Genomic DNA, 26,600 nt, shown 5'->3' on the forward strand with positions numbered 1-26,600 from the left:
GGTTTGTCCCGGTTGCCGGGACAAACCGCAACCGGATTTACCTGGACTCCGCGGTCACCCGCCGACGGTTGCCTTCTGGATCAGCAGGTTCTGCTTCGGCGGGCCCGACGCCGCACCCGGGGCATTCGGGGTGAAGCCGCCTGCCAGGACCTTGTCGAGGACGGCGAGCCCGGACGGGTCGATGGTGCCGACGGTCGAGTAGGTCAAGGGGAGGTCGGTGTCGTCGGCGAGCAGGAAGAACGTCGTGGATCCGGTGGCACCCTCGTCATCGGGCAGATCGAGGATGCCGACGGTGCCGCGTGGATAGGTGACCTGCGGTACGCCGTCGTCGTCGGTGCCGGCCGACGGCATGTTCTCGGGCAGCTCGTCCGGGCTGGTCCAGCCCGGGTTGGTGCCCTCCCGGCCACCGGACGAGCCGCAGATCAGGTACTGCCGTGAGGCGCGGTGACACTTGCTGTTGTCGTAGAAGCCGGACTCGATCAACGACACCATCGCCCCCACGTTGCAGGGCGCCTCGGCACGGTCGAGCGTCAGGTCGATCGTGCCCTGGCCGGCGATCGGGATCTGTGCGTCGACCGTTCCGGTGTTCGGCTGGCTCGCGGCGGGAGCGGGCTGGGTGATGCCGCCGACCGCCGTCCGGGTCGGGTAGTCGCACGCGACGGTGCCCGCCGGGATCGCACTGGTCGACGTGCTCGGCGGGGCCGGGTCGTCGCCGCCCGAACCGGCCAGGACCACGATGATGCCGGTGACCGCCAGCGCGATCACGACCAGCCCGGCACCCACCGCGATGGCCACATTCCGTCCGGTGTTCGATTTCCGCGGCGGGGCGGTCGGGGTGCCCCACTGGCCCGGGCCCGCGAACTGTTGCGGGCCGGAGAACTGTTGTGGGCCGGAGTGCTGGGGGCCCGAATAGGACTGGGGGCCCGAGCGCTGGGTACCCGGGTAGGGCGGCGCGCCCGAATACGACTGGGGGCCCGAATACGACTGGGGGCCCGAATACGACTGGGGGCCCGAATAGGGCTGGGGACCCGAATGTCGTTGCGGGCCGGACTGTCCCGGCGGTGGCCCGAAATCGGGGACGCCGCCGGGCTGTCCGGGCGCGGGTGTGCCGGGCGAGATGACCGTGCGATCCGAGGGGGCCGGGCTCCCTGGCTTGCGGAACGCGTTCGAGCCGGGCCCTCCTGGTGCGTAGGTGGGCGGGGCGATCGGGGGCGGTGTCACGATGCGCGGTGTCACCGTCGGCGGTGCCGACGACGCGGGTGGTTCGGTCAGCGCCGACGCCGCGGCCCGGATCAGTTCGCGCGCCGTCGGATAGCGCTGCGCCGGATCCTTGGCGAGTCCGCGCGCGATGACCGGGTCGAGCGGACCGCCCATCGTCGGCGGTTCCTTGGTGATGTGCGCGGCCATCAGACCCTGATCGGTTTTCACCGGATACGGGGTCTGACCGGTGACACTTTCGTACAACACGCAGGCCAACGCGTAGTTGTCCGAACTCGGCCCGGCGGGGTCGTCGCCGAACCGCTCCGGCGCCATGTAGGCGAGTGTCCCGAGCGCGGTCCCGATCTGGGTGAGGCGGCTGTCGCTCGCGCCCTGCGCGATGCCGAAGTCGACGAGGTAGGCGAAGTCGTCGGCGTCGACGAGGATGTTGTCCGGCTTGATGTCTCGGTGGACGAGGCCGTTGCGGTGCGCGGCATCGAGAGCCGACGCCACCTGGCCGAGGATCGCAACCGCCCGGGCGGCGGGCAGCGGACCGGCGGCGAGCAGCTTGCGCAGGTCCTGCCCGTCGACGAGACGCATGTCGATGAAGAGGACGCCGTCCTTCTCGCCCCAGTCGTGGATCGGGATGACGTGCGGGTCGGAGAGCTTCGCCGCGGTCTTCGACTCCCGCTCGAAGCGCTCGCGGAAGTCCTTGTCGTGCACCAGGTGTGGGGGCAGGAGTTTCAGGGCGACGCGGCGTTCCCGGACGGTGTCGTAGGCCTCGTAGACCTCACCCATCCCGCCACGACCCAGGAGTCTGTCGATGCGGTACGGGCCCAGCGTCGTGCCCGCACGCGACGATGGATCGGTCACGTCATCCCTCGGTTTCCCCGGTGTCTGCTTCCCGGTGTCGGCACAATCGACTCTACGTCCGCGTCAGGTCGGCCCCAGGATCGAATCAACCCTATCCATTGGCCGGAGCCGGCGTGCGGCCCGTCTCGCGCGGACGCCTCGTCGTCGGGCCGACCAGTCACGTTCTCCGAGGTCTGAGCTGTCGTCGTCGGGTGGCTTCGACTCGGCGCCTCGCTCCGCTCGGTGCCGGCTCAACCAGCGGTGGGGTCGGTCAGGGCCTCGCCGCGGGCGAACTCGCGGGCTCGGTCACCGGAGAGGATCTGCGCCGGTAGCGGATCACTGAGCAGGGTGCGGACGAGCGTGGCCGATGGATCGAGCGCGGTGTCGCTGCCCGCGATCACGATGTTGCCGGTGCGTCGACCTTTGAACATCGCGGCGTCGGCGATGAGCGCGAGATGGTCGAACACCGACCCGACGGTTGCGGCTTCGGCGCGGGCGCCGGCGAGGTCCCGGCTGTCGCCGCAGTTGGCGAGATACAGGCCGCCGGGGACGAGGACGTCGCGGACGCTTTCGGTGAATTCACGCGTCGTGAGGTGCCGTGGGGTGCGGTCGCCGGCGAACGCGTCCCGCACGACGACTTCGCGGGTGCCCGGCTGCAGCGACTCGACGACCTGCCGCGCATCGCCGACCCGGATCCGGAGTTTCGGCGCACGCGGGAGGTCGAACCACTCCCGTACGAGGCGTGCGAGTTCGGCGTCGATCTCGACGGCCACCTGACGCGCGTCCGGGTAGCGATGGTCGAGGTGGCGCGCCAGCGCGCAGGCGGCCCCACCGAGATGCAGGACCCGTAGCCGGTCGGTGCTCGGGTGCCGTTCGTCGATGACGGCCGCCATCTGCCGCAGGTACTCGAAGTCGAGCGCGGTCGGGTCGTCGGGGTGGATGTGCGAGCTGTGCGCCCCGTTGATGGTCAGCAGCCACCCGCCCGCGATGGTGTCGGGGCTCAACTCGGCGACGCCGGTGTCGATGTCGTACCGACCGGGTGTCGGGTGTGCGGTTGTCCGGGCCACGGGGGCCAAGTGTGGCACGGGCCCGGCGCCGGGAGCGAAGCGAGCGGGCCGAATGGGTGCCGGCGCCGGGAGCGAAGCGAGCGGGCCGAATGGGTGCCGGCGCCGGGAGCGAAGCGAGCGGGCCGAATGAACACGAGCCCGGGTGGATACCATCGCGCGGTGCCCAGACCGTCGCGTTTTCATAGTCCGCACCCCGATCGCCGTCGTGGTGCCGTCACCGCGGCGGGGCTGGTGGCCGGGTTCGTGCTCGACGAGCTGTTCGGTGATCCGTCGCGCGGTCATCCGGTGGCCGGATTCGGACGGCTGACCGGTGCGGTGGAGCAGCGCCTGTACCGGGACTCGCGGGCGGCGGGCGTCGGACTGGTCGGGGTGATGGTCGGTTCGACGGTGGCGCTCGCGGCGTTTCCCGGTCGGCGATCGGCAGGTGTCGTCGGCGTCGTGGTGACCGCGGCGTCGACGTGGGTGGCGCTGGGCGGTACGTCGCTGTGTCGGGTCGGTGATGCGGTCGCGCAGGCGTTGGAGGCCGAGGACCTCGAGGGTGCGCGAGCGCTCATCCCCAGCCTGTGCGGCCGGGACCCGAAGTCACTCGACGAGGCGGGGCTCTGTCGTGCCGCTCTCGAGTCGATCGCCGAGAACACCTCCGATGCGGCCGTCGGTCCGCTGGTGTGGGGTGCACTGGCGGGTGTCCCCGGAGTGCTGGGGTATCGGGCGGTCAACACGCTCGATGCGATGGTCGGCTACCGGAATGGGCACTACCGGAACTTCGGCTGGGCGGCCGCGCGCCTCGACGATCTCGTGAACCTGCTGCCCGCGCGGCTGGCGGGTTCGCTGCTGGTGGTGATCGGCGGCTCTCCGCGGCGGACGATCGCGGCGTGGCGCCGGGACAGCAGTGCCCACCCGAGTCCGAACGCGGGGGTCGTCGAAGCCGGGTTCGCCGGGGCCCTGGGGGTGCAGCTGGGCGGTCGGACCGTCTACCCGTACGGCGTCGAGATGCGTCCGACGCTCGGTTCCGGACCGGCGCCGGGGCCGGCCGATCTCCGGGCCGCGGTCGCCTTGTCGCGGCGCGTGCAGCGCGCGACGGTGCTCATCTGCGCGGTCGTGGCCGTGGTACGACCGGGCGTCGGAGCTGCGGCGAGGCGGCTCAGCCGCCGTATCGCCGGGTGAGCTTGTCGCGGACGTCGCCGGATTCGTCATCGGCGCGCGGGCCGTGGCCGATGTCGCCGACCTGCTGGGTCATCGTGGTCCCGGCGGCGGCCCGCAGTTCCTCTCGACGGTGCTGCCGGCGCTGGGAGCGCGACTCGACGGTCGTGGCGGCGGCGGCGACCGGGTCGGACGGCTGATCGACGGCGGTGCCGGCGGTCAAGGTCGCCGATGTCTCGGTGGCGGTAGCGGCAGCCCGGCGACGGGCGCGGATCTCGGAGTAGAGGAAGTAGCCGACGCCGAGGGGGGCCATCACGCCGAAGGCGAGCCACTGCAGGCCGTACGACAGGTATGGGCCGGTGTCGAGCTGGGGCAGCGGGATCTCGCCGAGCGAGCCCGGCTGGTCGGGGGAGAGCTGCAGGTAGAAGTCGTCCATCGGGGTGGAGGTCGCCGCGGACACCAGCCCCGGGTTGATGGTCGCGACGGTCAGTGCGCCGTTCTCGACGCGTGTGCCGCGGTCGGTGCTCACGCTCTCGGCGGCCCGGATCCGGCCGTCGACGGTCTGCTCGCCGACGGGCGGGGCCGGGATGTCGGGGACCGCTCCCTCGACCGGGCGGACGAACCCGCGGTTGACGAGGATGACCCGGTCGGACCCGCTGACCGCGAACGGGGTGAGCACCTCCACCGCGGGGCGCTGATCGACGTTGCGGAGCCGGACGAGAGCCTGTCGGTCCGTCAGGTACCGCCCGGTCACCGCCGCCGAACGCCACTCCGAGGACGGCACGAAGGTCGACGACGGCGCCACCTCCGCCAGCGGTGCCGTCTCGATCGACGTGGCGGTGCGGATCAGGTCGTTGCGGCGTTCGGTGTCGGAGTTCTTGCCCAGCTGCCAGGGCGCGAGCAGGGTGAAGCAGGCCACCGCGAACGCCGCGACCACGAGACCGAGGGCAATCCACCCGGGCCGGAGGATCGTTCGCAGTACGTGCACCCACCCAGGCTACCGAGCGGGGGTAGCCTGATCGAAATGCGAGACTTCCTCTGCTTGAAGTGCGGTCAGCGTCTCTCCTTCGAGAACAGTCTGTGTCTGAACTGCCGGAGTCCCCTCGGCTTCTGGCTGACGACCAGGACCATCCACGTCCTCGACGACCAGGCGCGCGCGGAGGTGGACGGCGTGCTGCTCGAACGCTGTGCCAATACCAAGGTCGCGCAATGTAATTGGCTGGTGAAGTGGAGCGGCAAGCCGACCATGTGTGAGTCGTGCCGCCTCACCCGTACCCGTCCCGGCGACGACGACCCGGATGCGCTGGTCATCTTCGGCCAGACCGAGACCGCCAAGCGCCGCCTCATCCTGGAACTGGACGAACTCGGGCTGCCCATCGAGACCCGGGAGGAGAACCCGGAGTCCGGGCTGGCCTTCGACCTGCTCTCCAGCGCCAAGCAGTCGGTCATCACCGGTCACGCGAACGGGGTCATCACCCTCGACCTCGCCGAGGGGGACGACGTCCACCGTGAACAGATGCGCGTCGAACTCGCCGAGCCGTACCGGACCGTCCTCGGGCACTTCCGGCACGAGATCGGTCACTACTACCAGCTCGTCCTCATCACCGACGAGCGACGAGCCGGCTTCGAGGAGCTGTTCGGAAACCCTGACGACGACTATCAGGCGGCTCTCGACCGCCACTACAGCGAGGGCGCTCCCGAGGGCTGGCGGCAGGACTTCGTGTCCTCATACGCGACGATGCACCCGGCGGAGGATTTCGCGGAGACGTTCGCGCACTATCTGCACATCCGCGACACGCTCGACACCGCCGCGGCGTTCGCCATGGCGCCCGCTGGCGCGACCTTCGACGGGGTGCCGCCGGGTGACGTGGGATTCGACCGGGTCATCGACGAGTGGCTACCGCTGACGTGGGCGCTCAACCAGATCAACCGGTCGATGGGCCATCCCGACCTCTACCCGTTCGTGCTGCCCGAGACGGTTCTGACCAAGATCCGCTTCGTGCACAACCTCATCGCGCCGGCGGCCTGAGACTGAGTCCCTGATCCGAAAGAACGACCCGCCCCCTGCTCCCTGAGGAGCGCCCGGAGCTTGCGGAGGGCGCGTCACGAAGGGTCTTCGCAACCGACCTCTTCAAGACCCTTCGTGACGGCCTCCGCAAGCTCCGGCCTCCTCAGGGAGCAGGAGTTGGGCTCTCCGAGGGCAACGAGTCTTGTCAATGCGGGCGCTCCTCAGGGAGCAGGAGTTGGGCTCTCCGAGGGCAACGAGTCTTGTCAATGCGGGCGCTCCTCCGGGAGCAGAGGATAGACCATCGGTTTTGTGGTTCTTTCGGACTCAGGACACCCCGAGTTCGGCCCGCACCCAGTCGATCAGGCCCGGCATCGAACCCTCGATCTGTTCGCGTGTCACCACGAAGTCGTCGGGGGTGCCGTAGTACGGGTCGGCGAGATCGAGGTCGTCGACGGGCGCGGACGGATCGAACGAGCGCAGGAGCCGTGTGCGGTCGCCGAGCCGCTTGCGTTCGAGTTCGCGCACGTGGCCCTCGTCCATCGCGAGCAGGAGGTCGGCCTCGAAATGTTCGGGTCCGATCAACGCGGCGACATGCGCGTCGGAGTAGCCGTGCGCGACCAATTCGGTTCGCGCGCGATTGTCGGCCGGCTCACCGACGTGATAGCCGCTCGTCCCGCAACTGGACACCCGCACCTTGCCGCCGAGTCCGGCGTCGTCGAGTGCCGTTCGGAAGATGTTCTGCGCCATCGGTGACCGACAGATGTTGCCCGTACACACGAAGCAGATGTGGAGTTCGTCAGACACTGCTACCTCAACAAGTCGATGTGCGCCTCAGCCGGTCGTCGGGTACGAGGTCACGCACCCAGGACGTCGCGGAGTTCGGCCACGGACTCGACCACCCAGGTCGCACCCTGGTCCTCCCCGCCCAGAGCGTAACCCCACCGCACGAGAATCGCTGAGATGCCGAATTCGGCCGCGCCCAGCACGTCATGGCTGCGGTCGCCGATCATCACGACCGGAGTGGTGACGTGCCCGGTCTGCGGGTCGGTGGGCACTCCGAGTTCGGCGAGGGCAGCGGCGATCACGTCGGCTTTCTCGCGGCGGGTGCCGTCGTCGCTGGCCCCGGCGACGTAGCGGAAGTGTTCGGCCAGACCGAAGTGCTCGAGGATCCGACGCGCGGTGGTCTGGTTCTTCGACGTCGCGATCGCCAGGGTCCGGCCGCCGGCGGCCAGATCGGCGAGCAGCTCGGCCATCCCGTCGAACACCGAGTTCTCCAGCCAGCCGACCTCGGTGTATCGCTCTCGGTACGCGCGCATCGCCTTGTCGGCCGTCTCGGGCGAGAGTCCCAGGGCATTCAGCGTGTCGATCATCGGCGGCCCGGCGATGCCGGCCACGATGCGCGGATCGGGTTCGGGCGCCCCGACCACGGCGAGAGCATGCCGAAAGCTGTTCTCGATACCTGCGAAACTGTCGGTGACCGTGCCGTCGAGGTCGACGAGTAGGACGGTCTCGGGATGGCGGGGATCCGGCGTCGTCGTCACGTCTCCATCGTGCACGTAAGGTCTGAACACATGACAGTTGGGTACGACGCGCTCGACGTCGAGACCGGTTCGACCGGGACACCGCCGCCGCGCGCCGATCTGACCGACCCGGAACGTCACGGCGACCAGGACGCCGCGCCGGGGCTCGTCGACTTCGCCGTGAACGTCCGCGGGACACCGCCGGCGTTCGTCCTCGACGCCATCCGGTCGGGACTCGACGATCTTGCGCGGTATCCGACCGGAGCGCAGGAGCGACGCGCCGTCGACGCGATCGCCGCGGCACACGGCCGTCGCCCCGAGGAAGTGCTGTTGCTGTCGGGGGCCGCCGACGGGTTCGAGATGCTCCCGCGGCTGGGGGCTCGTCACGCGGCCCTGATCCAGCCGTCGTTCACCGAGCCGGAGATCGTGCTCCGCGCCGCGGGCATCCCGATCACACAGGTCGCGCTGACCGCACCCTGGGAGCTGCCCGGTCCGGGAGACAGCGGGACCACCGTGCCGGACGACGCCGGTCTCGTCATCCTGGGCAATCCCACGAACCCGACGTCGGTGCTGCACCCGGTCGAGGCCATCGCCGCACTGCGCAGGCCGGGACGGATCCTCGTCGTCGACGAGGCCTTCGCCGACCTCACCCTGGGCGCCGACGGGTCACTCGAACCCCAGTCCCTCGCCTCGGTCGACTGGCCTGACCTTCTCGTGATCCGCAGTGTGACAAAGACGTTCGGTCTGGCTGGGCTCCGCGCGGGTTATCTGCTCGGGCCGGTCGAGCTGCTCGATCGACTCCGCGCCGGTCGACGACCGTGGGCCGTGTCGACCCCTGCGCTGGCCGCGCTGACCGCCTGTGTCGAGGAACAGGGGCAGCGATACCGCGCCGCGGTCGCCCGGCGGGTGGCCGACGAGCGCAGCGACATGGTCGCCGAGCTGGCGCGGATCGGGCTCCGGGTCGCGGCCGAGCCCGCGGCGCCCTTCCTGCTCGTCGAGATGGCCCACGCCACCGAGGTGAAGCAGCGGCTGATCCGCCACGGATTCGCGGTGCGCAGCTGCGCCAACTTCGTCGGCCTCGGCGACTCGCATCTTCGTCTTGCCGTCCGGGCACTTCCGCAGGTCCGCGCGCTCACGCGGGCGATCGAGTTGGTACGAGAGGAGATCGACAGTGGAACCGGCGAACCCGTCTGACGCGACCGTGACGGTGGGCGACGTGGTCGACGTCGTGGAGCGGGCTTATCCGCCCGCCCTCGCCGAATCGTGGGATGCGGTCGGACTGGTGTGTGGCGACCGGGCCGACCCGGCGCGCGGCGTGCTGGTGTGCGTGGACGTCACCGATGCCGTGGTCGACGCCGCGGTCGCGGCCGGCGCAGGGATCGTCGTCGCCCATCACCCGCTCCTCCTGCGCGGTGTCACCACCGTGGCCGCCGACACCCCCAAGGGCCGGATCGTCCATCGGCTGATCCGCAACGGGATCGCGCTGGTGTGCGCACACACCAACGCCGACAGTGCGCGCCCCGGCGTCTCCGACGCGCTGGCCGACCGGCTCGGCCTGTGCGGCACGGTCCCCATCGACCCGAAACCGGTTGCGGCGATGGACAAGTGGGTCGTGATGGTGCCGGAGGGCAACGTCGAGCAGGTCAGCGAGGCGATGTTCGCCGCGGGTGCGGGGGCTATCGGCGACTACCGGGACTGCTCGTGGACGGTCGTCGGAACCGGGCAATTCGAGGCCGGCGACGACGCCTCACCGACAATCGGCGAGATCGGGATGCGCACCCACGTCGACGAGGCGCGGGTCGAGATGGTCGCCTCGCGCGGACTGCGGGCCGGCGTCCTGCGCGCCTTGCGCGACGCGCACCCGTACGAGGAGCCGGCCTTCGACGTGTTCGAACTCGCCGACCTGGGCAGCGATGTCGGGCTGGGCCGCGTCGGGTCGCTCACCGAGCCGATGACGTTGCGCGACTTCGTCGCCGAGGCCGCCCGGGTGTTGCGCACCCCGGCGGGTGTCCGCGCCGCGGGAGACCCAGACGCGCTGGTACGGACCGTCGCGGTGTGCGGCGGGGCCGGGGACTCCTTGCTCGGACGTGTCCGCGGTCTCGGCGTCGACGTGTACCTGACCGGTGATCTCCGTCATCATCCGGTCGACGAGAGTCTGCGCGACGGCGGGCCGGCCCTGGTCGACGCCGGACACTGGGCGACCGAGTTCCCGTGGTGTGCGCAGGTCGAGGCGCTGCTCGAGGCCGAATTGGGCATGCCGGTGAGCGTCTTCGAGGCGCCGACCGATCCGTTCGCGCTGCACAGTGCGGGCTGACTCGGGAGAAACCGAGCCGCCGCCGGCTCGCGCGCGCCCCCCGCGTACGGTGGGGGGACTTTCGCCGAAGAGGAGACCGCAATGAAAGTCGACGCCGCCGTGCAGCGACTGCTGCTCGATCTCGCGGACTCCGATGCCGAGATCAATCGTCTCGTTCATCGCCGCAAGACCCTGCCGGAGGACGCCGAGATCGCCGAACACAATTCCGCGATCGATGCTGCCCGTGACGATCTGGTGCGCGCGGAGATCGCCGCCGAGGACCTCGGACGCGAGTACCGCCGGATCGACTCCGAGGTGACCGGTATGGCCAACCGTGAGGCCAAGGACTCGGCCCTGTTGACCGCCGGTGGCCTGGCGCCGAAAGCGTTGTCGGAGTTGCAACACGAGCTCGCGGGCCTGGGTCGCCGGCGAGCGGTGCTCGAAGACGAGATGCTGTCGCTGATGGAGCAGCAGGAGGCCGTCGAGTCCGAACGCACCCGGGCCGCGGCGACCATCAGCCACCTCGAGGAGAAGGTCGCCGAAGCGCAGGTCCGGCGCGACAAGTCCCTCGAGACCATCGACGAGGACCTGTCGCGCGCGCGGGAGCGCCGCGAGACCCTCGAAGCCGAGATCGATGCGCCGCTGCTCGCGATGTACGACAAACAACGTGCCGGCGGCCGTATCGGCGCCGGCCTGCTGCGGGCACGGCGATGCGGTGCCTGCCGGATGGAACTCGACCGCGGGACCATCGCCACCATCGCCGCGGCGCAGTCCGACGAGGTGATCCGGTGCGAGGAGTGCGGCGCGATCCTCGTGCGGACCGCCGAGTCCGGGATCTAGATACATGACCGCGACCGCCGAAGAGTCTGTCCCCGAGGGAGATTCGGCGACCAGGGCGCCGTCGTGGCAGGGTCGGCGCAGCGATCCGACCCGGTTCTTCCTGCTCCGGCACGGCCAGACGCCCCTGTCGGTGGAGCGGCGCTACTCCGGGCGAGGCAACCCGGACCTCACCGACGAGGGTCGACGCCAGGCCCGCGCCGCCGCCGCGCGCGTGGTGCGCGAGGAGGGGATCGCCGCGATCGTGACCTCGCCGCTGCGGCGTGCACGGTCGACGGCCGAGGAGGTCGCCGCGCTGACCGGGATCGACGTCGTCGAACATCCCGGGCTGATCGAGAACGACTTCGGTGACTGGGAGGGTCTGACGTTCACCGAGGCGTCGCAGCGCGACCCGGATCTGCATCGCGAGTGGTTGTCCGACATCACCGTGCCCGCGCCCGGCGGGGAGAGCTTCGCGCAGGTCGCCGAACGCATTTCGCGTACGAAAGTCGAACTGCTGCAGAGGTATCCGGGTCAGACCGTGGTGCTGGTCTCGCATGTCACGCCCATCAAGACGCTGCTGCAGGACGCGCTCGGCGTCGGTCCCGAACTGCTGTTCCGGCTGCACCTCGACCTCGCGTCGGTGTCGATCGCCGAGTACTTCGACGACGGCGGCTCCGTCGTGCGGCTCGTCAACGACGCCGCGCACTGGCGCGTCTGACGCCGCCGTCGAGGGTCCGCCCGACGCCTGCCGTATCCTGGGTGCGCGAACGAGTCGGCCGGGCGGCCGCGGTGCGCGGAACGGGCGGTCTCCCGTCACGCCGCGCATCGAGGAAAGTCCGGACTCCGCAGAGCAGGGTGGTTGTCAACGGCAACCCGGGGTGACCCGCGGGACAGTGCCACAGAGAACAGACCGCCGGCCGCGAGGTCGGTAAGGGTGAAACGGTGCGGTAAGAGCGCACCAGCGGCACGGGTGACCGTGCCGGCTCGGTAAACCCCACCCGGAGCAAGGCCGAAGCACGCACCTCACGGTGCGTGTGCGCGGGCGTCACGAGGGCTGCTCGCCCCAGCCCGCGGGTGGGCCGCTCGAGGTACCCGGCGACGGTGTGCCCAGATGGATGGTCGCCGCCCACGCGGTCTCACGACCGTGCGGGAACAGGATCCGGCTTACGTGCCGACTCGTTCGCCTCACTCTTCTCTAGGGTTGGGGGAGTGAAGCGCATCCTTTCCGCCCCCGACATCGACTTCGCCGGTATACGCACCGAACTGGGCGTCGACGAGGAGTACGGCGACGATGCCCTCGCCGAAGCCCGGGCCACCGCGCAGATGATCGACTCCGGCGCTCCGGGTGCCGACCGGTACGCCGACGTCCGCGAGGACCACACCGGCGTCCCCTTCGTCACGATCGACCCGCCGACGTCCCGGGATCTCGACCAGGCGGTGCACATCACCGCCGACGCCGACGGGTTCGTCGTCGACTACGCGATCGCCGATGTCGCGGCACTCATCACCCCCGAAGGTGCTCTCGACCAGGAGAGTCGACGACGCGGCGCGACCGTGTACTTTCCCGACGGCTCGGTCCCGTTGCATCCTCGCGCACTGTCCGAGGACGCGGGTTCCCTTCTGCCGGAGCAGGTCAGACTGTGTGTGCTGTGGACGATCCGGGTGGCCGGCGACGGATCGGTGACCGATGTCCGGGTGCGGCGGTCCCGCATCGCCTCGGTCGCGCGCCTCGACTACGCCGGCGTCTCGGCCGATGCCGCCGCCGGCCGGCTGCATCCCGCCATCGCGGCCCTGCCCGCATTCGGCGAACTGCGACGCGAGGTCGCGCTGGCGCGGGGCGCGGTCGAACTCGACCTGCCCGACCAGACGGTCGTCCGCACGGCCGACGGGTGGCGTCTTGATCTCGAGGCACACACACCCGCCGACATGTGGAACTCGCAGGTGTCGCTGCTGGCCGGGATGTGCGCGGGCACGATCATGGCCGAGGCCGGTGTCGGGCTGCTGCGCACCCTGCCGCCGGCCGAGGAGGACGCGATCGAGGATCTGCGGGCCGCTGCCCGGGCCATCGGGGTTCAGTGGCCGGCCGGCTTGCCGGTGGGCCGGTTCCTGGCGGGGCTACCGGGTGGCGAGCCGAGCACGCTCGCCCTGCAATCGGCCGCGGCCGGGCTCATGCGGGGTGCCAACTACCTCGCCCTCACCGGACCCGACGAGGCCGTCGATGACGCGCTGATGCGGCATTCGGCGATCGGTGGACTCTACGCGCATGTCACCGCGCCGCTGCGGCGGCTCGGGGACCGGTTCGCCACCGAGGTGTGTCTGGCGATCGCATCCGGTACGCCGGTACCGGACTGGGTGCACCGCGCGTTGCCGACGCTGCCCAAGATCCTGCGGTCGGCGGATACTCTCGGCGCCACTGCCGATCGTGCGAGCATCGACCTGGCGGAAGCCGTCATCTTGCGTGAGCGGGTAGGTGAGCGGTTCGACGCGGTCGTGATGTCGGGCGCGACCGAGCGCAGGCAGGCGCAGATCTTCCTGTCCGATCCGCCGGTGATCGCGCGCTGCGCGGGTGATCTACGCCCCGGCGACCGCGTGGTCGTCGAACTGACCAAGGCCGACGAGGTGACCCGGACGGTGGAGTTCCGCCCGGTGTGAGCGGTGGTGGCGGAGTGGCTTCGACTCGGCGCCTCGCTCCGCTCGGTGCCGGCTCAACCAGCAGGGGGGCGCCTCGCTCCGCTCGGTGCCGGCTCAACCAGCAGGGGGGCGGCCCGCTTCGCTCGGTGCCGGCTCAACCAGCGGCCGGTTGGTCAGAGTTCCTTGGCGACTCGGCGGTACGCGGCGATCGCGCGGTGCCCGTCGGCCTCGAGCCGGGCGTCGATCCGGCCGAGTACGAACATGTCGGGGCCGCCGAGGGTGCCGGCCGCCGCGATCTGTGCGAGTCGCGTCCGGTTGATCCGGGTGTCGTTGAAATCGCCCAGCGCGGACTGGATCTTCTTGGCCGCCACGCCGACCTCGCGATACTTCTTCTTCCCGAGCGGTTCGGTCGCGTCGATGCTGTAGCGCAGCCGCTTGGCGCGCTTGCGGATGGTGTGCAGCTGCTCCTCCCACTCGTCGGAACCCTCGGCGAAGCCGGCGAGACGAGCCTGTGCGCGGTGGATGTGCTTGCGGCTGCGGGCGATCGCCTTGTCGACGACCGTGGTGGCCGGGAGGTCGGCGTCGGGGCCCGGCGGGGGCGACGCGATCAGGCCGTCGATGCTGTCGAGCAGGGCGAAGTACCGCTTCGACGACATCGCGGCGTGTGCCGCGCGCAGGGCGCGATCGTGGGCGGTGACCTCGGTGCCGGCGAGCTCGGCGAGCAGCTCCGGCGAGGCGTTCTCGCCGCGCAGCAGTGATTCGCTCAACTCGAGCTGCACCTCTGAATCGCGTGCGTCGCCGAGGATCTGGGCGAGCAGCTTCAACTCGGCGCCGATGTGGGCGGTGCGCTCGGCGTCGAGGACGGTGGGGAAGCCCGACAACACGCTTCGCAGGCGGCGGCACGCCACGCGCATCTGGTGCACCGCGTCGGGGGCGTCGACGCGCACCAGCGGATCGTAGGCGACCAGCGAATTGCGATGCAGCGCAATGTCGGTGACGACTAGTTCGAGTGCGGTGGGCCGCTTGGACAGGCGCGGTTCGTGCACGGTCGGGGTGGCGCCGATCGCCCGGGCGAGCTTCGACGCGCTCGACGCCTCGCGGCCACCCCCGGCACGCAGCGCTTTGTCGGCGGCCTTGAGCAGCTTCGGCGTGCCGCCGGCGAGGAGCTCGAACTCCCACTCCGCCCACTGCTGGCTGTGACCGCCGGGCAGGAGTGACTGGGCGGTGACGAGGTCCTCGGCGAGTTCGGCGAGCGGCTCGTCGTCGGCGCCGAGCAACCGGGTCACGGTGCGCGTCGTGGAGATGACGGCGACCGGCATCAGGGTGCGTTCGCGGATGTGGGCCAGGACCGGTGTCGACAGCGCGTCGGGGACGTCGCCGTCCGCGGGAGCCTCGTCGAAGCCCACGTGCAGCTCTCGCCGAGTTCCCGGAATGCCCGTGGGGCGCTTGAGGTGCCAGCCCTGGTCGCTTCCGCCGGTACGCCGCCGCATGGTGATCTTGTTGCCGGCGAGGTCGAGGTTCTCGGTGTCGAAATAGGTGGCGTCGAGCGAGAACGTCTCCGGGGTCGTCGCCGAGACGACGCCGGGCAGGGCTCGCAGGTCGGGGGCCACGTGTCCGGCGTCCACGTCGAACTTCAGCTCCACCTCGACCTGCTCGGATGCGGCCACCTGTTCCTCCTGGTTTCTCGACGGCTGTCCGTCGAGCTTAGTGGTGCGTGCGGAGTACTGGCGTCGGCTACCGCGCGAACCGGTCCGTGGCCTCGATCAGGTGATGTCTGATACCCGGCTCGTACGATGCGTGCCCGGCGTCGGCGACGATGCGGAGATCGGCAGCCGGCCAGGCGCGGTGCAGGTCCCAGGCGCTGCGCATCGGGCACACGACGTCGTAGCGGCCCTGCACGATCACGCCGGGGATGGAGGCGATCGTGTCGATCTCGTCGAGGAGCTGACCGTCGCGCAGGAATCCGTGATTGACGAAGTAGTGGTTCTCGATCGATGCGAAGGCGAGGTCGAAGCGGTCGGTGTCCTTCTTCTGGGGGTCGTCCGCCGAGGAACCGTCCGACTCCTCGTCGGGGCGGGGGAGGAGATAGCTGGTCGCCTGCTCCCAACCCGTCCAGGCGCGGGCGGCGGCGCGGGCCGTCGCGGCGTCCCCGGAGGTGAGCAGGCGGTGATAGGCGGCGACGAGGTCGCCGTCGCGTTCGTCGACGGGGATGGGCTCGAGGTAGCTCTCCCACAGGTCGGGGTAGATGTGGGCGGCCCCGCCGTTGTAGTACCAGTCGATCTCGCTGCGCCGCAGCAGGAAGATGCCGCGCAGCACGAGTTCGGTGACGCGGTCGGGATGGGCCTGCGCGTAGGCGAGACCGAGTGTCGAACCCCAGGAACCGCCGAAGACCTGCCAGCGGTCGATCCCGAGATGAGTACGGAGGCGCTCCATGTCGGCGATGAGGTGGGGTGTCGTGTTCACGGCGAGGTTCGCGCCGTCGGCGATGTGGGGCCGGGACTGTCCGCAGCCGCGCTGGTCGAACAGGACGATCCGGTACCTCGCCGGGTCGAAGAACCGGCGCTGCGCCGGGGACGTCCCGCCCCCGGGCCCGCCGTGCACGAACACGGCGGGTTTGCCGTCCGGGTTGCCGGAGGTCTCCCAGTAGATCTGCTGGCCGTCGCCGACGTCGAGATGGCCGGAGGCGTAGGGCTCGATCTCCGGGTAGAAGTTCCGCATGGACGTCAGCGTAGTGCTGACGCCCGGACTCAGTAGCTGTGTTCGGGGCCGGGGAACACTCCGCGGCGCACCTCGTCGGCGTATTGCTCGGCGGCCGACCGCAATTCACCACCGACATCGGCGAAGCGCTTGACGAACTTCGCGGTCTTGCCGTGGGTGAGTCCGGCCATGTCCTGCCACACGAGGACCTGCGCGTCGGTCTCGTTGCCCGCGCCGATACCGACGGTCGGGATGGTGAGCTTGCGGGTGATCTGACCGGCGAGATCGGCCGGCACCATCTCCATCACCACGGCGAAGGCGCCCGCCTCCTGGACGGCGATGGCGTCGGCGACGAGCTGATCGGCGCCGTCCCCGCGGCCCTGGACACGGAAGCCGCCGAGCCCGTTGACGCTCTGCGGGGTGAACCCGATGTGGGCCATGACCGGGATGCCGGCCGCGGTCAGCGCCGCGATCTGCGGGGCGACGCGTTCGCCGCCTTCGAGTTTCACCGCGTGCGCACCGGTCTCCTTGAAGATCCGGAATGCGTTCTCGAGGGCGTGCTGCGGGCCGATCTCGTAGCTGCCGAACGGCATGTCGGCTACGACGAGTGCATGCGGTGCGCCGCGTACGACGGCGCGGATGAGCGGGATCATCTCGTCGACGGTGACCGGGATGGTGGTGTCGTAGCCCAGGACGACGTTGGCGGCGGAGTCGCCGACCAGCAGGACGGGGATCTCGGCGGCGTCGAAGATGCGGGCGGAGGAGTAGTCGTATGCGGTGAGCATCGACCACTTCTCGCCCTCGGCCTTCATCTGCGCGAGGTGGTGGATGCGGGTCACGCGTCGCTTGGCGGACTGGGCGGGGGCGGACGCGCCGTATACCGAGGAATTGGACATCGTTGTCTCTTTTCTGCCTCGAGTCCCGACTGGCCGGAGAGGGCGCGGCGGGTACCCGGGTTGAACACGGACGTAGGCCATTGTTTCACCAGGACGACCTGTTGTGACCTGCCATGTTTATGCGATTGGTCACACGCGCGGACGGGGCCGGGAGCGCGGTGTGCGACTCTGTCAGCAATTCACCTGGGGTTCGTGTCCCGGGCCCGCGTCCCAGCCTCTGGTCGGACGTCTCACGATGTGGGATGTCGTCCGTAAAACTGCAGCACAGCGAGTTGGAATTGCGCGTGTAACACGGATTTAACAGCGTACTTCTAATGTCGGCGACCATGGATCGCCAAAAGGAATTCGTGCTGCGGACCCTCGAAGAGCGCGACATCCGCTTCGTCCGACTGTGGTTCACCGACGTCCTCGGTTATCTGAAGTCCGTGGCGATCGCCCCGGCCGAACTCGAGGGCGCGTTCGCCGAGGGTATCGGCTTCGACGGCTCGTCCATCGAGGGATTCTCCCGGGTCTCGGAAGCCGACACCGTGGCCAAGCCTGATCCGTCGACCTTCCAGGTGCTGCCGTGGACCACCTCGGCCGGTCGGCACCATTCCGCACGCATGTTCTGCGACATCGCGATGCCCGACGGCACTCCCAGTTGGGCCGACTCGCGGCATGTGCTGCGCCGGCAGCTCAACAAGGCCGCCGACCTCGGCTTCAGCTGCTATGTCCACCCCGAGATCGAGTTCTTCCTGCTCAAAGAGGCGCCCCTGGACGGGTCGGTGCCGACTCCGGCGGACTCCGGGGGGTACTTCGACCAGGCCGTCCACGACGCCGCGCCCAACTTCCGGCGGCATGCGATCGAGGCCCTGGAGTCGATGGGCATCTCGGTCGAGTTCTCCCATCACGAGGGTGCGCCCGGTCAGCAGGAGATCGACCTGCGCTACGCCGACGCGCTGTCGATGGCGGACAACGTCATGACGTTCCGCTACCTCATCAAGGAGGTCGCGATCAACGAGGGCGTCTGGGCGACGTTCATGCCCAAACCGTTCAGTGAGCATCCCGGGTCGGCGATGCACACCCACCTCAGCCTGTTCGAGGGCGACCTCAACGCCTTCCACAACCCCGACGACCCGATGCAGCTTTCGGCCACCGGGAAGAAGTTCATCGCCGGCATCCTGCATCACGCCTCGGAGATCAGCGCGGTCACCAACCAGTGGGTGAACAGCTACAAGCGGCTCATCCACGGTGGCGAGGCGCCGACCGCGGCCACCTGGGGCGGCGCCAACCGCTCGGCGCTGATCCGCCTCCCGCTCTACACGCCGAACAAGGCGTCGTCACGCCGCATCGAGGTCCGCAGCCCCGACTCCGCCTGCAATCCGTACCTGACCTTCGCGGTGCTGCTGGCCGCCGGGCTCAAGGGCATCAACGAGGACTACGAGCTGCCCGACGAGGCCGAGGACGACGTCTGGGCACTCACCTCGGCCGAGCGTCGCGCGATGGGTTACAAGGAACTCCCCGGCAGCCTCGCCGACGCGCTGAAGGAGATGGAGAACTCGGAGCTGGTCGCCGAGGCCCTCGGCGAGCACGTGTTCGACTACTTCTTGCGCAACAAGTGGACGGAATGGACGAACTACCGCAGCCTCGTGACCCCGTTCGAGCTGCAGAACTACCTGCCGCTGTAAGGGCTGCCTTGCCCGGTCCGGGACCGCGATGTCGTGCCGATCGGATCCGGTCGCTACTTTTGTGATGTGACAACACGATCGGGACCCCCGGGGCGAGCCGGACGCAGCACCGTCCCCAGTGCGGGCCGGCTGGGTCTGCTCGACGACGCCGCACCCCGGAACCTCGCCGATCTCGGGTGGAACACGCCGGAGTCGGTCGACGTGTTGTGGGCCCTGTCGCGGTCTCCGGACGCCGACCTGGCCCTCCGTACGCTCGTGCGGTTGCGCAGCGCCGTCGGCGACGAGTGGTCCGAGATCGACGGCCTGGTGCGCACGGAGCGCGCATTCCGTGGGCGCCTGTTCGCGGTCATCGGCTCGTCGGACGCACTCGCCGATCACCTGGTCGCCGAACCGTCGAGCTGGCGGCTCCTGCTCGCCGACGAGTTGCCCGACCGCGCCGAGGTAGACCGTCTGATGCTCGCCTCGGTCGGTGCCGAGCCCGTTCCGGGCGAGGTCGAGAAGGGCAACCGGGTGTACCGGGCCGCGCTCACCGGCCCGAAGGCCGTCATCGCACTCCGCCTGGCCTACCGCAACCTGATCCTGCAGCTCGCCGCCCACGACGTCGCCTCGACCGTCGAGGACGAACCGGTGATGTGGTTGCCCGAGGTGGGTGCCTACCTGTCCGACCTGGCCGACGCCGCCCTGACCGCCGCCCTCGCCGTCGCCTTCGCCGAGGTCTGCGGGGACGATCCGATCCCGGTCCGGCTCGCCGTCGTCGCGATGGGCAAATGCGGTGCGCGCGAACTGAACTACGTCAGCGACGTCGACGTCATCTTCGTCAGTGACCCGGCCGACGGTACCGCGGCGCGGATCGCGGGCGAGATGATGCGCATCGGTTCGCTCGCGTTCTTCGAGGTCGACGCCGCGCTACGGCCCGAGGGGAAGTCCGGAGCGCTGACCCGCACCCTGGAATCGCATGTGGCCTACTACGAACGGTGGGCCAAGACCTGGGAGTTCCAAGCGCTGCTCAAGGCCCGGGCGATGACCGGCGACATGCAGCTCGCCGACGATTACATCGCCGCGGTCAAACCGATGGTGTGGAAGGCGGCCGAGCGGCCCGACTTCGTGCCCGAGGTGCAGAAGATGCGACGCCGCGTCGAATCCCTGCTCCCCGAGGACGAGCGCGAGCGCAACCTGAAACTGGGGCGCGGCAGTCTGCGCGACGTCGAGTTCGCGGTCCAGCTCCTGCAGATGGTGCACGGCCGGGTGGACGAGAACCTGCGCGTGATGCCGACCGTCGACGCGCTGGCCGCGCTTACCGCAGGCGGTTACGTCGGACGCGACGACGCCGCGAATCTCAGTGCGTCGTACCAGTTCTTGCGTCTCCTCGAACACCGGCTGCAGCTTCAGCGCATGTCCCGGACGCATCTGCTGCCGCAGCCCGACGACCACGAGGCGCTGCGCTGGCTCGCCCGCGCCGCACACATCCGGCGAGAGGGCGAACTCGACGCGACGGGGGTGCTGCGCGAACAGATCCGCCACCAGAGCCTGCGGGTCCGGCGGCTGCACCAGAAGCTGTTCTACCGCCCGCTGCTCGAGGCGGTCACGCGCTTCAAGACCGACGAGCTGACCCTGACCGACACCTCCGCCGAGAGGCGGCTGGCCGCACTGGGTTACGCGAAACCCGATCGGGCACTGAGTCATATCCGCGCGCTGTCGAACGCGCCGGGACGCCGCGGTCAGATCCAGCTGCTCATCCTGCCGCAGTTGCTCGAACACATCGGGGACACACCGGATCCCGATGCCGGCCTGCTGAACTACCGCCGGCTGTGCGACGTGATGGAGGACACCGACTGGTTCCTGCGACTGCTGCGCGACGACGGCGTGGTGGCGGCGCGGCTGATGAAGGTGCTCGGGACGTCGGAGTACATCGCGAACATGCTGATGCGTTCGCCCGAGGTGATCCACCAGTACTCCGACGGGCCGGACGGGCCCAAGCTGTGCAACGTGCGCCCCGAGGACGTCGCCAAGGGCCTCGTCGCCTCGACGGTCCGCCAGCAGGACATGAAACGCGCAGTGGCCGTGGCCCGTTCGCACCGTCGGGCCGAGCTGGTCCGCATCGCCTCTGCCGACGTGCTGGGACTGCTGGACGTACCGGCCGTCTGCAAGGCGCTGTCCAGTGTGTGGGCGGCGGTCCTGAACGCAGCGCTCACCGTCGCGATCAACATCTCCGAGCGCGAACGGGGGAGCCGGGCGCCGGCGCGCATCGCGGTGATCGGGATGGGCCGGCTCGGCGGTGGCGAGCTGGGTTACGGATCCGACGCCGACGTGATGTTCGTGTGTCAGCCCGATCGGGACGCCGAGGAGTCCGAGGCGCTCAAGTGGGCGCAGACGATCGCCGAGAACGTGCGGTCGATGCTGGGGAGCCCGAGCGCGGATCCACCCCTCGAGGTCGACACGGGGCTGCGACCCGAAGGCCGGAACGGTCCGATCGTGCGGACCCTCGCGTCCTACGCCGCCTACTACGCGCAGTGGGCGCAACCGTGGGAGGTCCAGGCGCTGCTCCGGGCGCATCAGGTAGCGGGCGACGAGGCCCTCGGCATCGACTTCCTGCACATGATCGACCACGTGCGGTATCCGGCCGGCGGTGTCAGCAACGACGCCGTTCGGGAGATCCGCCGGATCAAGGCCCGCGTGGACGCCGAGCGACTGCCGCGCGGAGCCGACCCGGCCACCCACACCAAGCTCGGCCGCGGTGGTCTCGCCGACATCGAGTGGACGGTGCAGCTCCTGCAGCTGAAGTATGCGCACCGCTATCGGAGCCTGCACAACACGTCGACGCTGGACTCACTGGATGCCATCGGCGCGGCGGAGTTGTTGTCGGAGAACGACGTCGCGCTGTTGAAGGACGCCTGGACGACCGCGACGAAGGCGCGCAACGCGCTGGTCCTGGTGCGTGGCAAGCCGATCGATCAACTACCTGGGCCGGGTGCACAACTGCGCCAGATCGCGTTTGCCGCGGGATGGCCGGAGGACCAGGCCAACGAGTTCCTGGAGAATTATCTCCGGGTGACGCGCCGGGCCAAGGCCGTGGTGCTCAAGGTCTTCGGGGCCTGAGCGCGGAGAGAAGCGGACGGGCGCGGAAGGGCGCAGCTGACTCCGGCGGGGGAACACCGGATCACATGGGGGAGCGATGACGAGATTTCTGTGGGCGGCTGCGTACGTCCTGGGGTGGGCGATGCTCGCCGGCGTGGTGCTGGGCGTGTTCCTGCACTTCTACCCGTCCCGCGGTGACGTCGCGCTGTACCTCACCAGCGCCGTGCAGTTCGCGTTGATCCCCGGAGTGATCGCCATCGTCGTCTTCGCGGTCCTGCGGCGCTGGTTCATGCTGGCGATTGCGATCGTGGCCGTCGGCGGTCTGGCCTACACCCAGGTGCCGCTGGTCATCGCCAACGCGGCGCCGTCCGGCGAGCGGTTCACCGTCGTGTCGGCCAACCTGCTCTTCGGCGGGGGCGACCTGGGTGCGCTCGAGAAGATCGTCGCCGACGCCGATCCGGACCTCGTGTCCCTCCAAGAGGTCACCCCCGAGGCGCTGGAACGTCTGCGGCGCAGTGAGATCGGCCGGACCCTGCCGCACGAGTTCGCGATCCCGTACACCTACGCGGCCGGCACCGCGATGTTCAGCAAGCGCCCGCTGGACGAGCGATACAACATCCCGGGGACGGTGCTGCACAACCTGCAGGCCCGCACCGACCTGCCGGGCGCCGCCGGGACCCAGGTCCTGGCCATCCACCCGGCGGCGCCGCTGTGGGGTCGCAACTGGGACTGGCACGACGACATGGACACGCTCGCCGCACATTTCGCCGAGCTCCCACCCGGCCGGGTGATCGCGATCGGGGACTACAACTCCACCTGGAATCACGCGAAGTACCGCAGCCTGCTGACCAACGGGCTCGTCGACGGCACCGACATGGCCGGTGCCGGGTTCCTGCCGAGCTATCCCACTGACAAGCAGCTCGGCAATCGGCCGCTGGTCGCCATCGACCGGGTCATCCTGCGCGGTTTCGTGGCCACGTCGATGGACACCCACTACCTGCCGGGTTCCGATCACCGGACTCTGGTGGTAACACTGGTGGCATCATGACGCCCGATCCCGAGAACGTCGGACCACACGACCGCCCGAGTATTTCCGAACGTCTGCGTTCGGCCACCGCGGTGGCGCACGAACGCGCCGAGCATGCGCCGTTCATCGACGATCTGATGTCGGGCCGGTTGGACTCCGGCGAGTATCAGCGCCTGGCGGTCCAGTTGTACTTCGTCTACGAGGCGCTCGAGCGTGTCGGTGCCGACCTGGCGGGGGACCCGGTGGCCGACGCCGTGCTCGACCCGAAACTGCTTCGCCTACAACGCCTCGGCGCCGACCTCGCCTCCTTCGGCATCGACCCGTCGACGGCGTCGCCGCTGCCGGCAGTGGCGCGGTATGTGGCGGCGATCGAATCAACCCGCACCGACCCGGCGCGCTACGTGGCTCATCACTACACGCGCTATCTCGGCGACCTCAGCGGTGGCCAGGTGGTGGCCCACCGCATGCGAGAGCATTACGGGGTCGAGGACGCGGCGCTGAGTTTCTACTCGTTCGACGAGATCGACAAGCTCAAGCGCTACAAGGACTCCTACCGGGCGCGGCTCGACGCGCTACCGCTCGACGCCACAGGGATCGAACGGCTCGTCGACGAGGCCATCGCGGCCTTCGACCACAATCAGGCGGTGTTCGGTGATCTCGACGGCGCCCGGGCGGCCTGACCCATAGGTCCGCCCGAACGTCGGATCGTCGAATCAGGCGTCAGTTGACCTGCAGCTTGACGGTGCGGTCCAGGACGACCTCGCTCAGGTCGTCGTGGCCCTTCACGAGTTCAATGCGCAGCTGGTTGTCGTCGACGCGACTGGTGGTCCGAACCACTCGCGGGGTGCCCTCCAGGCGGATGCGGTCACCGGGTACGAGGTCTTCGACATATACATCACGGGTCATTGGTCCAAACTACGGTCGTACCTTGTGAGTCGGCAGAGTAACAGGTCCCAAAAGTGGTATGGATCACATGTGAGGGTGGCCACTCACGGAGCGAGATGGACCGGTTCCGAGATCGGTTTGATCAGGTCGCATATGAGCTCTCAGCTGAGCTGATCATCGTGAGCATTCACCCGGCGAACGTTCCGCGCCTCCGAAAGGTGATCCATGCCCGACGCCCGAGCTTCTGACGCCCGTGTTCCCGAGCTCACCGAACTGCTCGCCGACGCGCCGACCAACTGGGGCAGGTGGGGGCCCGATGACGAGGTCGGCAGTCTCAACTACCTGACCGCGGCGCAGGTTCTGGCCGGAGCCGCACAGATCAAGCAGGGCAAGGTGTTCACCCTTCAGCGTCTGATCGGGGACCCCGCGGGCGATCCGTTGTGGCCGGGCCGTACTCCTGCCGTGCGCGAGATGGTTCTCGACGAATCACACTGGGACGCAGACGGCAACGGGCCGGCGTTCCCGGGCGGCCTGCACTGCGCCGACGACACGCTCTACGCATCCCTGCAGGGGTCGACGCAGTACGACGCGCTTGGTCACGTCTGGTACGACGGCAAGATCTGGAACGGCTTCGACGCCCAGACGACGGTCGGCGGGTTGTCCAAGGCCAGCGTCGCCCCGATCGCCGAGCGCGGGGTCGCCGGCCGTGCCGTGCTCCTCGACATGGCCCGTCACCGGGGCAAGGACCACCTCGAGCCACACGAGACCTTCACCCACGAGGATCTGATCGCGTGTGCCGAGCAGCAGGGCACCCCGATCCGGCCGCGCGACATCCTGGTGGTCCGCACGAACCACCTGCAACTGTTCTACGACAAGGGCGATGACTTCTACCGGGGCTTCTGCGAGTCGGGGCTCGTCTACTCCCCGGAGCTCGTGACGTGGTTCCACGAGATGGAGATCCCCAATCTCGTGACCGACACTATGGCCAACGAGGTGACCACCGACCCGAACAACGGCGCGGTCCTGGTGTTGCACAACGCACTCATGCGAAATCTCGGCGTGGCGTTCACCGAGATCTGTGACCTCGAGAAGCTCGCGGCGGACTGTGCCGAGGACGGTGCGTACGCGTTCTTCTACGTGGCGGCGCCGTTGAAGATCCACGAGGCGACCGGCTCGCCGGTCAACCCTGTCGCCATCAAGTGAGCCACACCCGGCGTCGACGCGGGACGAGATGATCGGCGCCCCGATGGGCCCGGGACCCGTCGGACAAGTCTCAATGTGAGACGGATCGCGACGGCGATCGTGCTTATTCTGCGCGCGACACCCGCACACATCAGGAGTCGGCGATGAAAGCTCTCGTGTATCACGGTCCCGGGCAGAAGGCGTGGGAAGACGTTCCGGACCCCGTTCTGCAGGAGCCGACGGACGCCATCGTCAAGATGGAGGTGACCACCATCTGCGGAACCGATCTGCACATCCTCAAGGGCGACGTACCGGCGGTCACGCCGGGGCGGATCCTCGGGCATGAGGGCGTCGGAGTGGTCACCGAGGTCGGTCCGGGCTGCGAGCGGGTTCGGGTCGGGGATCGCGTGATCGTGTCCTGCGTGAGCAAGTGCGGAACGTGCGAGTTCTGCCGAGCGGGTCTGACGTCGCACTGCCAGACGGTGGGTGGCATCGGCTGGATCTTCGGTCACCTCATCGACGGCACCCAGGCCGAGTACGTCCGGGTCCCGTTCGCCGACAACGGTCTCATCCCGCTACCCGCGAAGGTGACGCCGGAGCAAGGGACGATGCTCAGCGACATCCTGCCGACCGGATACGAGATCGGGGTGCGCTACGGCGCCGTCGGGCAGGGCGACGTCGTCGCCGTCGTCGGGGTCGGGCCGGTGGGCCTGGCCGCCGTGATGACGGCGGCGGCCGCCGGAGCGTCGAAGGTGATCGCGGTGGACGGCAACAAGTTCCGGCTCGAACAGTCCCGGGACTTCGGCGCGACCGACACGATCGACGTCAACGCAGGCGGCGACGTCGTCGCGCAACTCAAGGAACTCAGCCGAGGCGGACTCGGTGTGGACGTCGCGATCGAGGCAGTCGGCGTGCCCGCGACGTTCGGCGTCGCGCTCGACTCCGTACGTCCCGGCGGTCACGTCGCCAACGTGGGCGTACACGGCGAGAGCGTGACGTTCCCGATCGAGCGGGACTGGATCAACAACCTCACGATCACCACGGGACTGGTGAATGCCACCACGGCACCCGAACTGTTGGAGAGCATCGAACGCGGCGACATCTCCCCGGAGAAGTTCATCACCCACCGGTTCACGTTCGACCAGTTCGACGAGGCCTACGACACGTTCGGCAACGCGGCCGACGAGCACGCGCTCAAGGTGATCATCGCCGCCGGCGACTGACGGTCCGCCGGCCCCGCGGCGACGTACGCGCGATCTGCTTGGCGTCGCTACTCTCTGGCTTCGGCGATGGACAGGACGACCGTGGTGCGGTCGTCCGAGTCCAGCGCCTCGTCGTCGGCCGTCTGATCGACCAGCGAGAAGTGCCGGACGTTGGCCAGATTCACGAGGTGAGCCGATCCCTCGAGTTCCAGGGCGATCGGCTCGCGTTGCCTGACCATGTCGCGGACGAACTGCATCACCTCCGGGACCGACTCCGCGAACAGCAGGCGGATCTCGAACTCGTCGGACGTCAGCAGTGTGCCCATGCGGCTCATCGTCGCACGGCGGGACGGTCGGACACGGCTGCTCGCGCGGATTGATGGATCGAGTCGGCCGACAACGAAACGGCCCGCTCGGCGATCGGAGAGCGATCGCGGAGCGG

23 protein-coding genes and 1 other RNA gene are annotated in these 26,600 nt (G+C 69.3%); 14 read left to right on the plus strand and 10 right to left on the minus strand.

The features are described from left to right. Nucleotides 1–54 precede the first annotated feature (54 nt). Both ACFVHY_RS12785 and ACFVHY_RS12790 read right to left on the minus strand, forming a co-directional pair. Nucleotides 55–2,070, minus strand: coding sequence for a protein kinase (locus tag ACFVHY_RS12785; protein ID WP_390272252.1), 2,016 nt, complete (start codon nucleotides 2,068–2,070; stop codon nucleotides 55–57). A 230-nt stretch (nucleotides 2,071–2,300) separates the two neighbouring features. Further along, nucleotides 2,301–3,116 (minus strand): spermidine synthase, encoded by an 816-nt coding sequence (locus ACFVHY_RS12790; RefSeq protein ID WP_390272254.1) that lies wholly within the window; start codon nucleotides 3,114–3,116, stop codon nucleotides 2,301–2,303. A gap of 159 nt (nucleotides 3,117–3,275) precedes the next feature. Here ACFVHY_RS12790 and ACFVHY_RS12795 point away from each other — a divergent pair, with 159 nt between their 5' ends. Then, nucleotides 3,276–4,280: a cobalamin biosynthesis protein gene (locus ACFVHY_RS12795; protein ID WP_390272256.1), complete on the plus strand. Its 1,005-nt coding sequence runs from the start codon at nucleotides 3,276–3,278 to the stop codon at nucleotides 4,278–4,280. On the opposite strand, the gene ACFVHY_RS12800 is transcribed toward ACFVHY_RS12795, so the two are convergent. Beyond that, nucleotides 4,258–5,244, minus strand: coding sequence for an SURF1 family protein (locus tag ACFVHY_RS12800; protein WP_390272259.1), 987 nt, complete (start codon nucleotides 5,242–5,244; stop codon nucleotides 4,258–4,260). The two genes, ACFVHY_RS12795 and ACFVHY_RS12800, sit on opposite strands and share 23 nt — an antisense overlap. A 36-nt stretch (nucleotides 5,245–5,280) precedes the next feature. On the opposite strand from ACFVHY_RS12800, the gene ACFVHY_RS12805 reads away from it, so the two are divergent. After that, a complete protein-coding gene (locus tag ACFVHY_RS12805) occupies nucleotides 5,281–6,285 on the plus strand; it encodes a putative zinc-binding metallopeptidase (RefSeq protein ID WP_390272261.1) in 1,005 nt (334 codons plus the stop codon). Nucleotides 6,286–6,588: 303 nt separating this feature from the next. Here ACFVHY_RS12805 and ACFVHY_RS12810 read toward each other — a convergent pair whose 3' ends face one another. Together ACFVHY_RS12810 and ACFVHY_RS12815 are read right to left on the minus strand one after the other, a co-directional pair. Next, the gene (locus ACFVHY_RS12810; protein ID WP_390272263.1) at nucleotides 6,589–7,068 is read right to left on the minus strand and encodes a low molecular weight protein-tyrosine-phosphatase; all 480 of its coding nucleotides are present in this window, start codon (nucleotides 7,066–7,068) and stop codon (nucleotides 6,589–6,591) included. A gap of 50 nt (nucleotides 7,069–7,118) precedes the next feature. Beyond that, entirely contained in the window at nucleotides 7,119–7,805 is a 687-nt protein-coding gene (locus ACFVHY_RS12815; RefSeq protein ID WP_390272265.1) for an HAD hydrolase-like protein, read from the minus strand. A gap of 30 nt (nucleotides 7,806–7,835) precedes the next feature. Between ACFVHY_RS12815 and cobC the strand changes: the two genes are divergently transcribed. The 6 genes from cobC (at nucleotide 7,836) to ACFVHY_RS12845 (ending at nucleotide 13,548) form a co-directional block, all read left to right on the plus strand. Continuing rightward, on the plus strand, nucleotides 7,836–8,978 hold the full coding sequence (gene cobC, locus ACFVHY_RS12820; RefSeq protein WP_390272267.1) for an Rv2231c family pyridoxal phosphate-dependent protein CobC: 1,143 nt from the start codon (nucleotides 7,836–7,838) through the stop codon (nucleotides 8,976–8,978). Then, on the plus strand, nucleotides 8,956–10,098 hold the full coding sequence (locus ACFVHY_RS12825; protein ID WP_390272269.1) for a Nif3-like dinuclear metal center hexameric protein: 1,143 nt from the start codon (nucleotides 8,956–8,958) through the stop codon (nucleotides 10,096–10,098). The genes cobC and ACFVHY_RS12825 overlap by 23 nt, the downstream gene beginning before the upstream one ends. An 81-nt stretch (nucleotides 10,099–10,179) precedes the next feature. Next, nucleotides 10,180–10,917 carry a zinc ribbon domain-containing protein gene (locus ACFVHY_RS12830; RefSeq protein WP_058253125.1) on the plus strand — a complete coding sequence of 246 codons (738 nt, stop codon included), beginning with the start codon at nucleotides 10,180–10,182 and terminating at the stop codon, nucleotides 10,915–10,917. A 4-nt stretch (nucleotides 10,918–10,921) separates the two neighbouring features. After that, nucleotides 10,922–11,614, plus strand: a complete 693-nt coding sequence (locus ACFVHY_RS12835; RefSeq protein WP_390272271.1) for a histidine phosphatase family protein — start codon at nucleotides 10,922–10,924, stop codon at nucleotides 11,612–11,614. A 50-nt stretch (nucleotides 11,615–11,664) separates the two neighbouring features. Beyond that, nucleotides 11,665–12,079, plus strand: an RNA gene (gene rnpB, locus ACFVHY_RS12840) — RNase P RNA component class A. Nucleotides 12,080–12,105: 26 nt separating this feature from the next. Then, nucleotides 12,106–13,548 (plus strand): RNB domain-containing ribonuclease, encoded by a 1,443-nt coding sequence (locus ACFVHY_RS12845; RefSeq protein ID WP_390272273.1) that lies wholly within the window; start codon nucleotides 12,106–12,108, stop codon nucleotides 13,546–13,548. Nucleotides 13,549–13,700: 152 nt separating this feature from the next. Here the strand turns inward: ACFVHY_RS12845 and ACFVHY_RS12850 are convergent, their stop codons facing one another. The 3 genes from ACFVHY_RS12850 to panB form a co-directional block, all read right to left on the minus strand. Then, nucleotides 13,701–15,194 carry a CHAD domain-containing protein gene (locus ACFVHY_RS12850; RefSeq protein ID WP_390272275.1) on the minus strand — a complete coding sequence of 498 codons (1,494 nt, stop codon included), beginning with the start codon at nucleotides 15,192–15,194 and terminating at the stop codon, nucleotides 13,701–13,703. A 67-nt stretch (nucleotides 15,195–15,261) separates the two neighbouring features. Continuing rightward, nucleotides 15,262–16,245, minus strand: coding sequence for a prolyl aminopeptidase (gene pip / locus ACFVHY_RS12855; RefSeq protein WP_390272277.1), 984 nt, complete (start codon nucleotides 16,243–16,245; stop codon nucleotides 15,262–15,264). Between the two features lie 29 nt (nucleotides 16,246–16,274). Next, the gene (gene panB, locus ACFVHY_RS12860; protein WP_390272279.1) at nucleotides 16,275–17,120 is read right to left on the minus strand and encodes a 3-methyl-2-oxobutanoate hydroxymethyltransferase; all 846 of its coding nucleotides are present in this window, start codon (nucleotides 17,118–17,120) and stop codon (nucleotides 16,275–16,277) included. A 326-nt stretch (nucleotides 17,121–17,446) separates the two neighbouring features. Here panB and glnA point away from each other — a divergent pair, with 326 nt between their 5' ends. The 4 genes from glnA (at nucleotide 17,447) to ACFVHY_RS12880 (ending at nucleotide 23,569) form a co-directional block, all read left to right on the plus strand. Then, complete coding sequence (gene glnA, locus ACFVHY_RS12865) at nucleotides 17,447–18,787, plus strand: type I glutamate--ammonia ligase (protein WP_065630066.1); 1,341 nt, start codon at nucleotides 17,447–17,449, stop codon at nucleotides 18,785–18,787. A gap of 66 nt (nucleotides 18,788–18,853) precedes the next feature. Continuing rightward, the gene (locus ACFVHY_RS12870) at nucleotides 18,854–21,883 is read left to right on the plus strand and encodes a bifunctional [glutamine synthetase] adenylyltransferase/[glutamine synthetase]-adenylyl-L-tyrosine phosphorylase (RefSeq protein WP_390272281.1); all 3,030 of its coding nucleotides are present in this window, start codon (nucleotides 18,854–18,856) and stop codon (nucleotides 21,881–21,883) included. A 76-nt stretch (nucleotides 21,884–21,959) separates the two neighbouring features. After that, nucleotides 21,960–22,910, plus strand: coding sequence for an endonuclease/exonuclease/phosphatase family protein (locus tag ACFVHY_RS12875; protein ID WP_078112790.1), 951 nt, complete (start codon nucleotides 21,960–21,962; stop codon nucleotides 22,908–22,910). After that, on the plus strand, nucleotides 22,907–23,569 hold the full coding sequence (locus tag ACFVHY_RS12880) for a heme oxygenase (biliverdin-producing) (RefSeq protein ID WP_390272284.1): 663 nt from the start codon (nucleotides 22,907–22,909) through the stop codon (nucleotides 23,567–23,569). The genes ACFVHY_RS12875 and ACFVHY_RS12880 overlap by 4 nt, the downstream gene beginning before the upstream one ends. A 40-nt stretch (nucleotides 23,570–23,609) precedes the next feature. Here ACFVHY_RS12880 and ACFVHY_RS12885 read toward each other — a convergent pair whose 3' ends face one another. After that, a complete protein-coding gene (locus ACFVHY_RS12885) occupies nucleotides 23,610–23,795 on the minus strand; it encodes a hypothetical protein (protein WP_058253116.1) in 186 nt (61 codons plus the stop codon). Nucleotides 23,796–23,999: 204 nt separating this feature from the next. Here ACFVHY_RS12885 and ACFVHY_RS12890 point away from each other — a divergent pair, with 204 nt between their 5' ends. Both ACFVHY_RS12890 and ACFVHY_RS12895 read left to right on the plus strand, forming a co-directional pair. After that, a complete protein-coding gene (locus ACFVHY_RS12890) occupies nucleotides 24,000–24,977 on the plus strand; it encodes a cyclase family protein (RefSeq protein WP_390272286.1) in 978 nt (325 codons plus the stop codon). Nucleotides 24,978–25,120: 143 nt separating this feature from the next. Continuing rightward, nucleotides 25,121–26,179 carry a zinc-binding dehydrogenase gene (locus ACFVHY_RS12895; RefSeq protein WP_390272288.1) on the plus strand — a complete coding sequence of 353 codons (1,059 nt, stop codon included), beginning with the start codon at nucleotides 25,121–25,123 and terminating at the stop codon, nucleotides 26,177–26,179. A gap of 47 nt (nucleotides 26,180–26,226) precedes the next feature. Here the strand turns inward: ACFVHY_RS12895 and ACFVHY_RS12900 are convergent, their stop codons facing one another. Continuing rightward, entirely contained in the window at nucleotides 26,227–26,484 is a 258-nt protein-coding gene (locus ACFVHY_RS12900; RefSeq protein ID WP_390272290.1) for a hypothetical protein, read from the minus strand. Nucleotides 26,485–26,600: the final 116 nt, after the last annotated feature.

It is taken from the genome of Gordonia sp. NPDC127522, from assembly GCF_042672305.1.
Lineage (GTDB): Bacteria > Actinomycetota > Actinomycetes > Mycobacteriales > Mycobacteriaceae > Gordonia > Gordonia hongkongensis.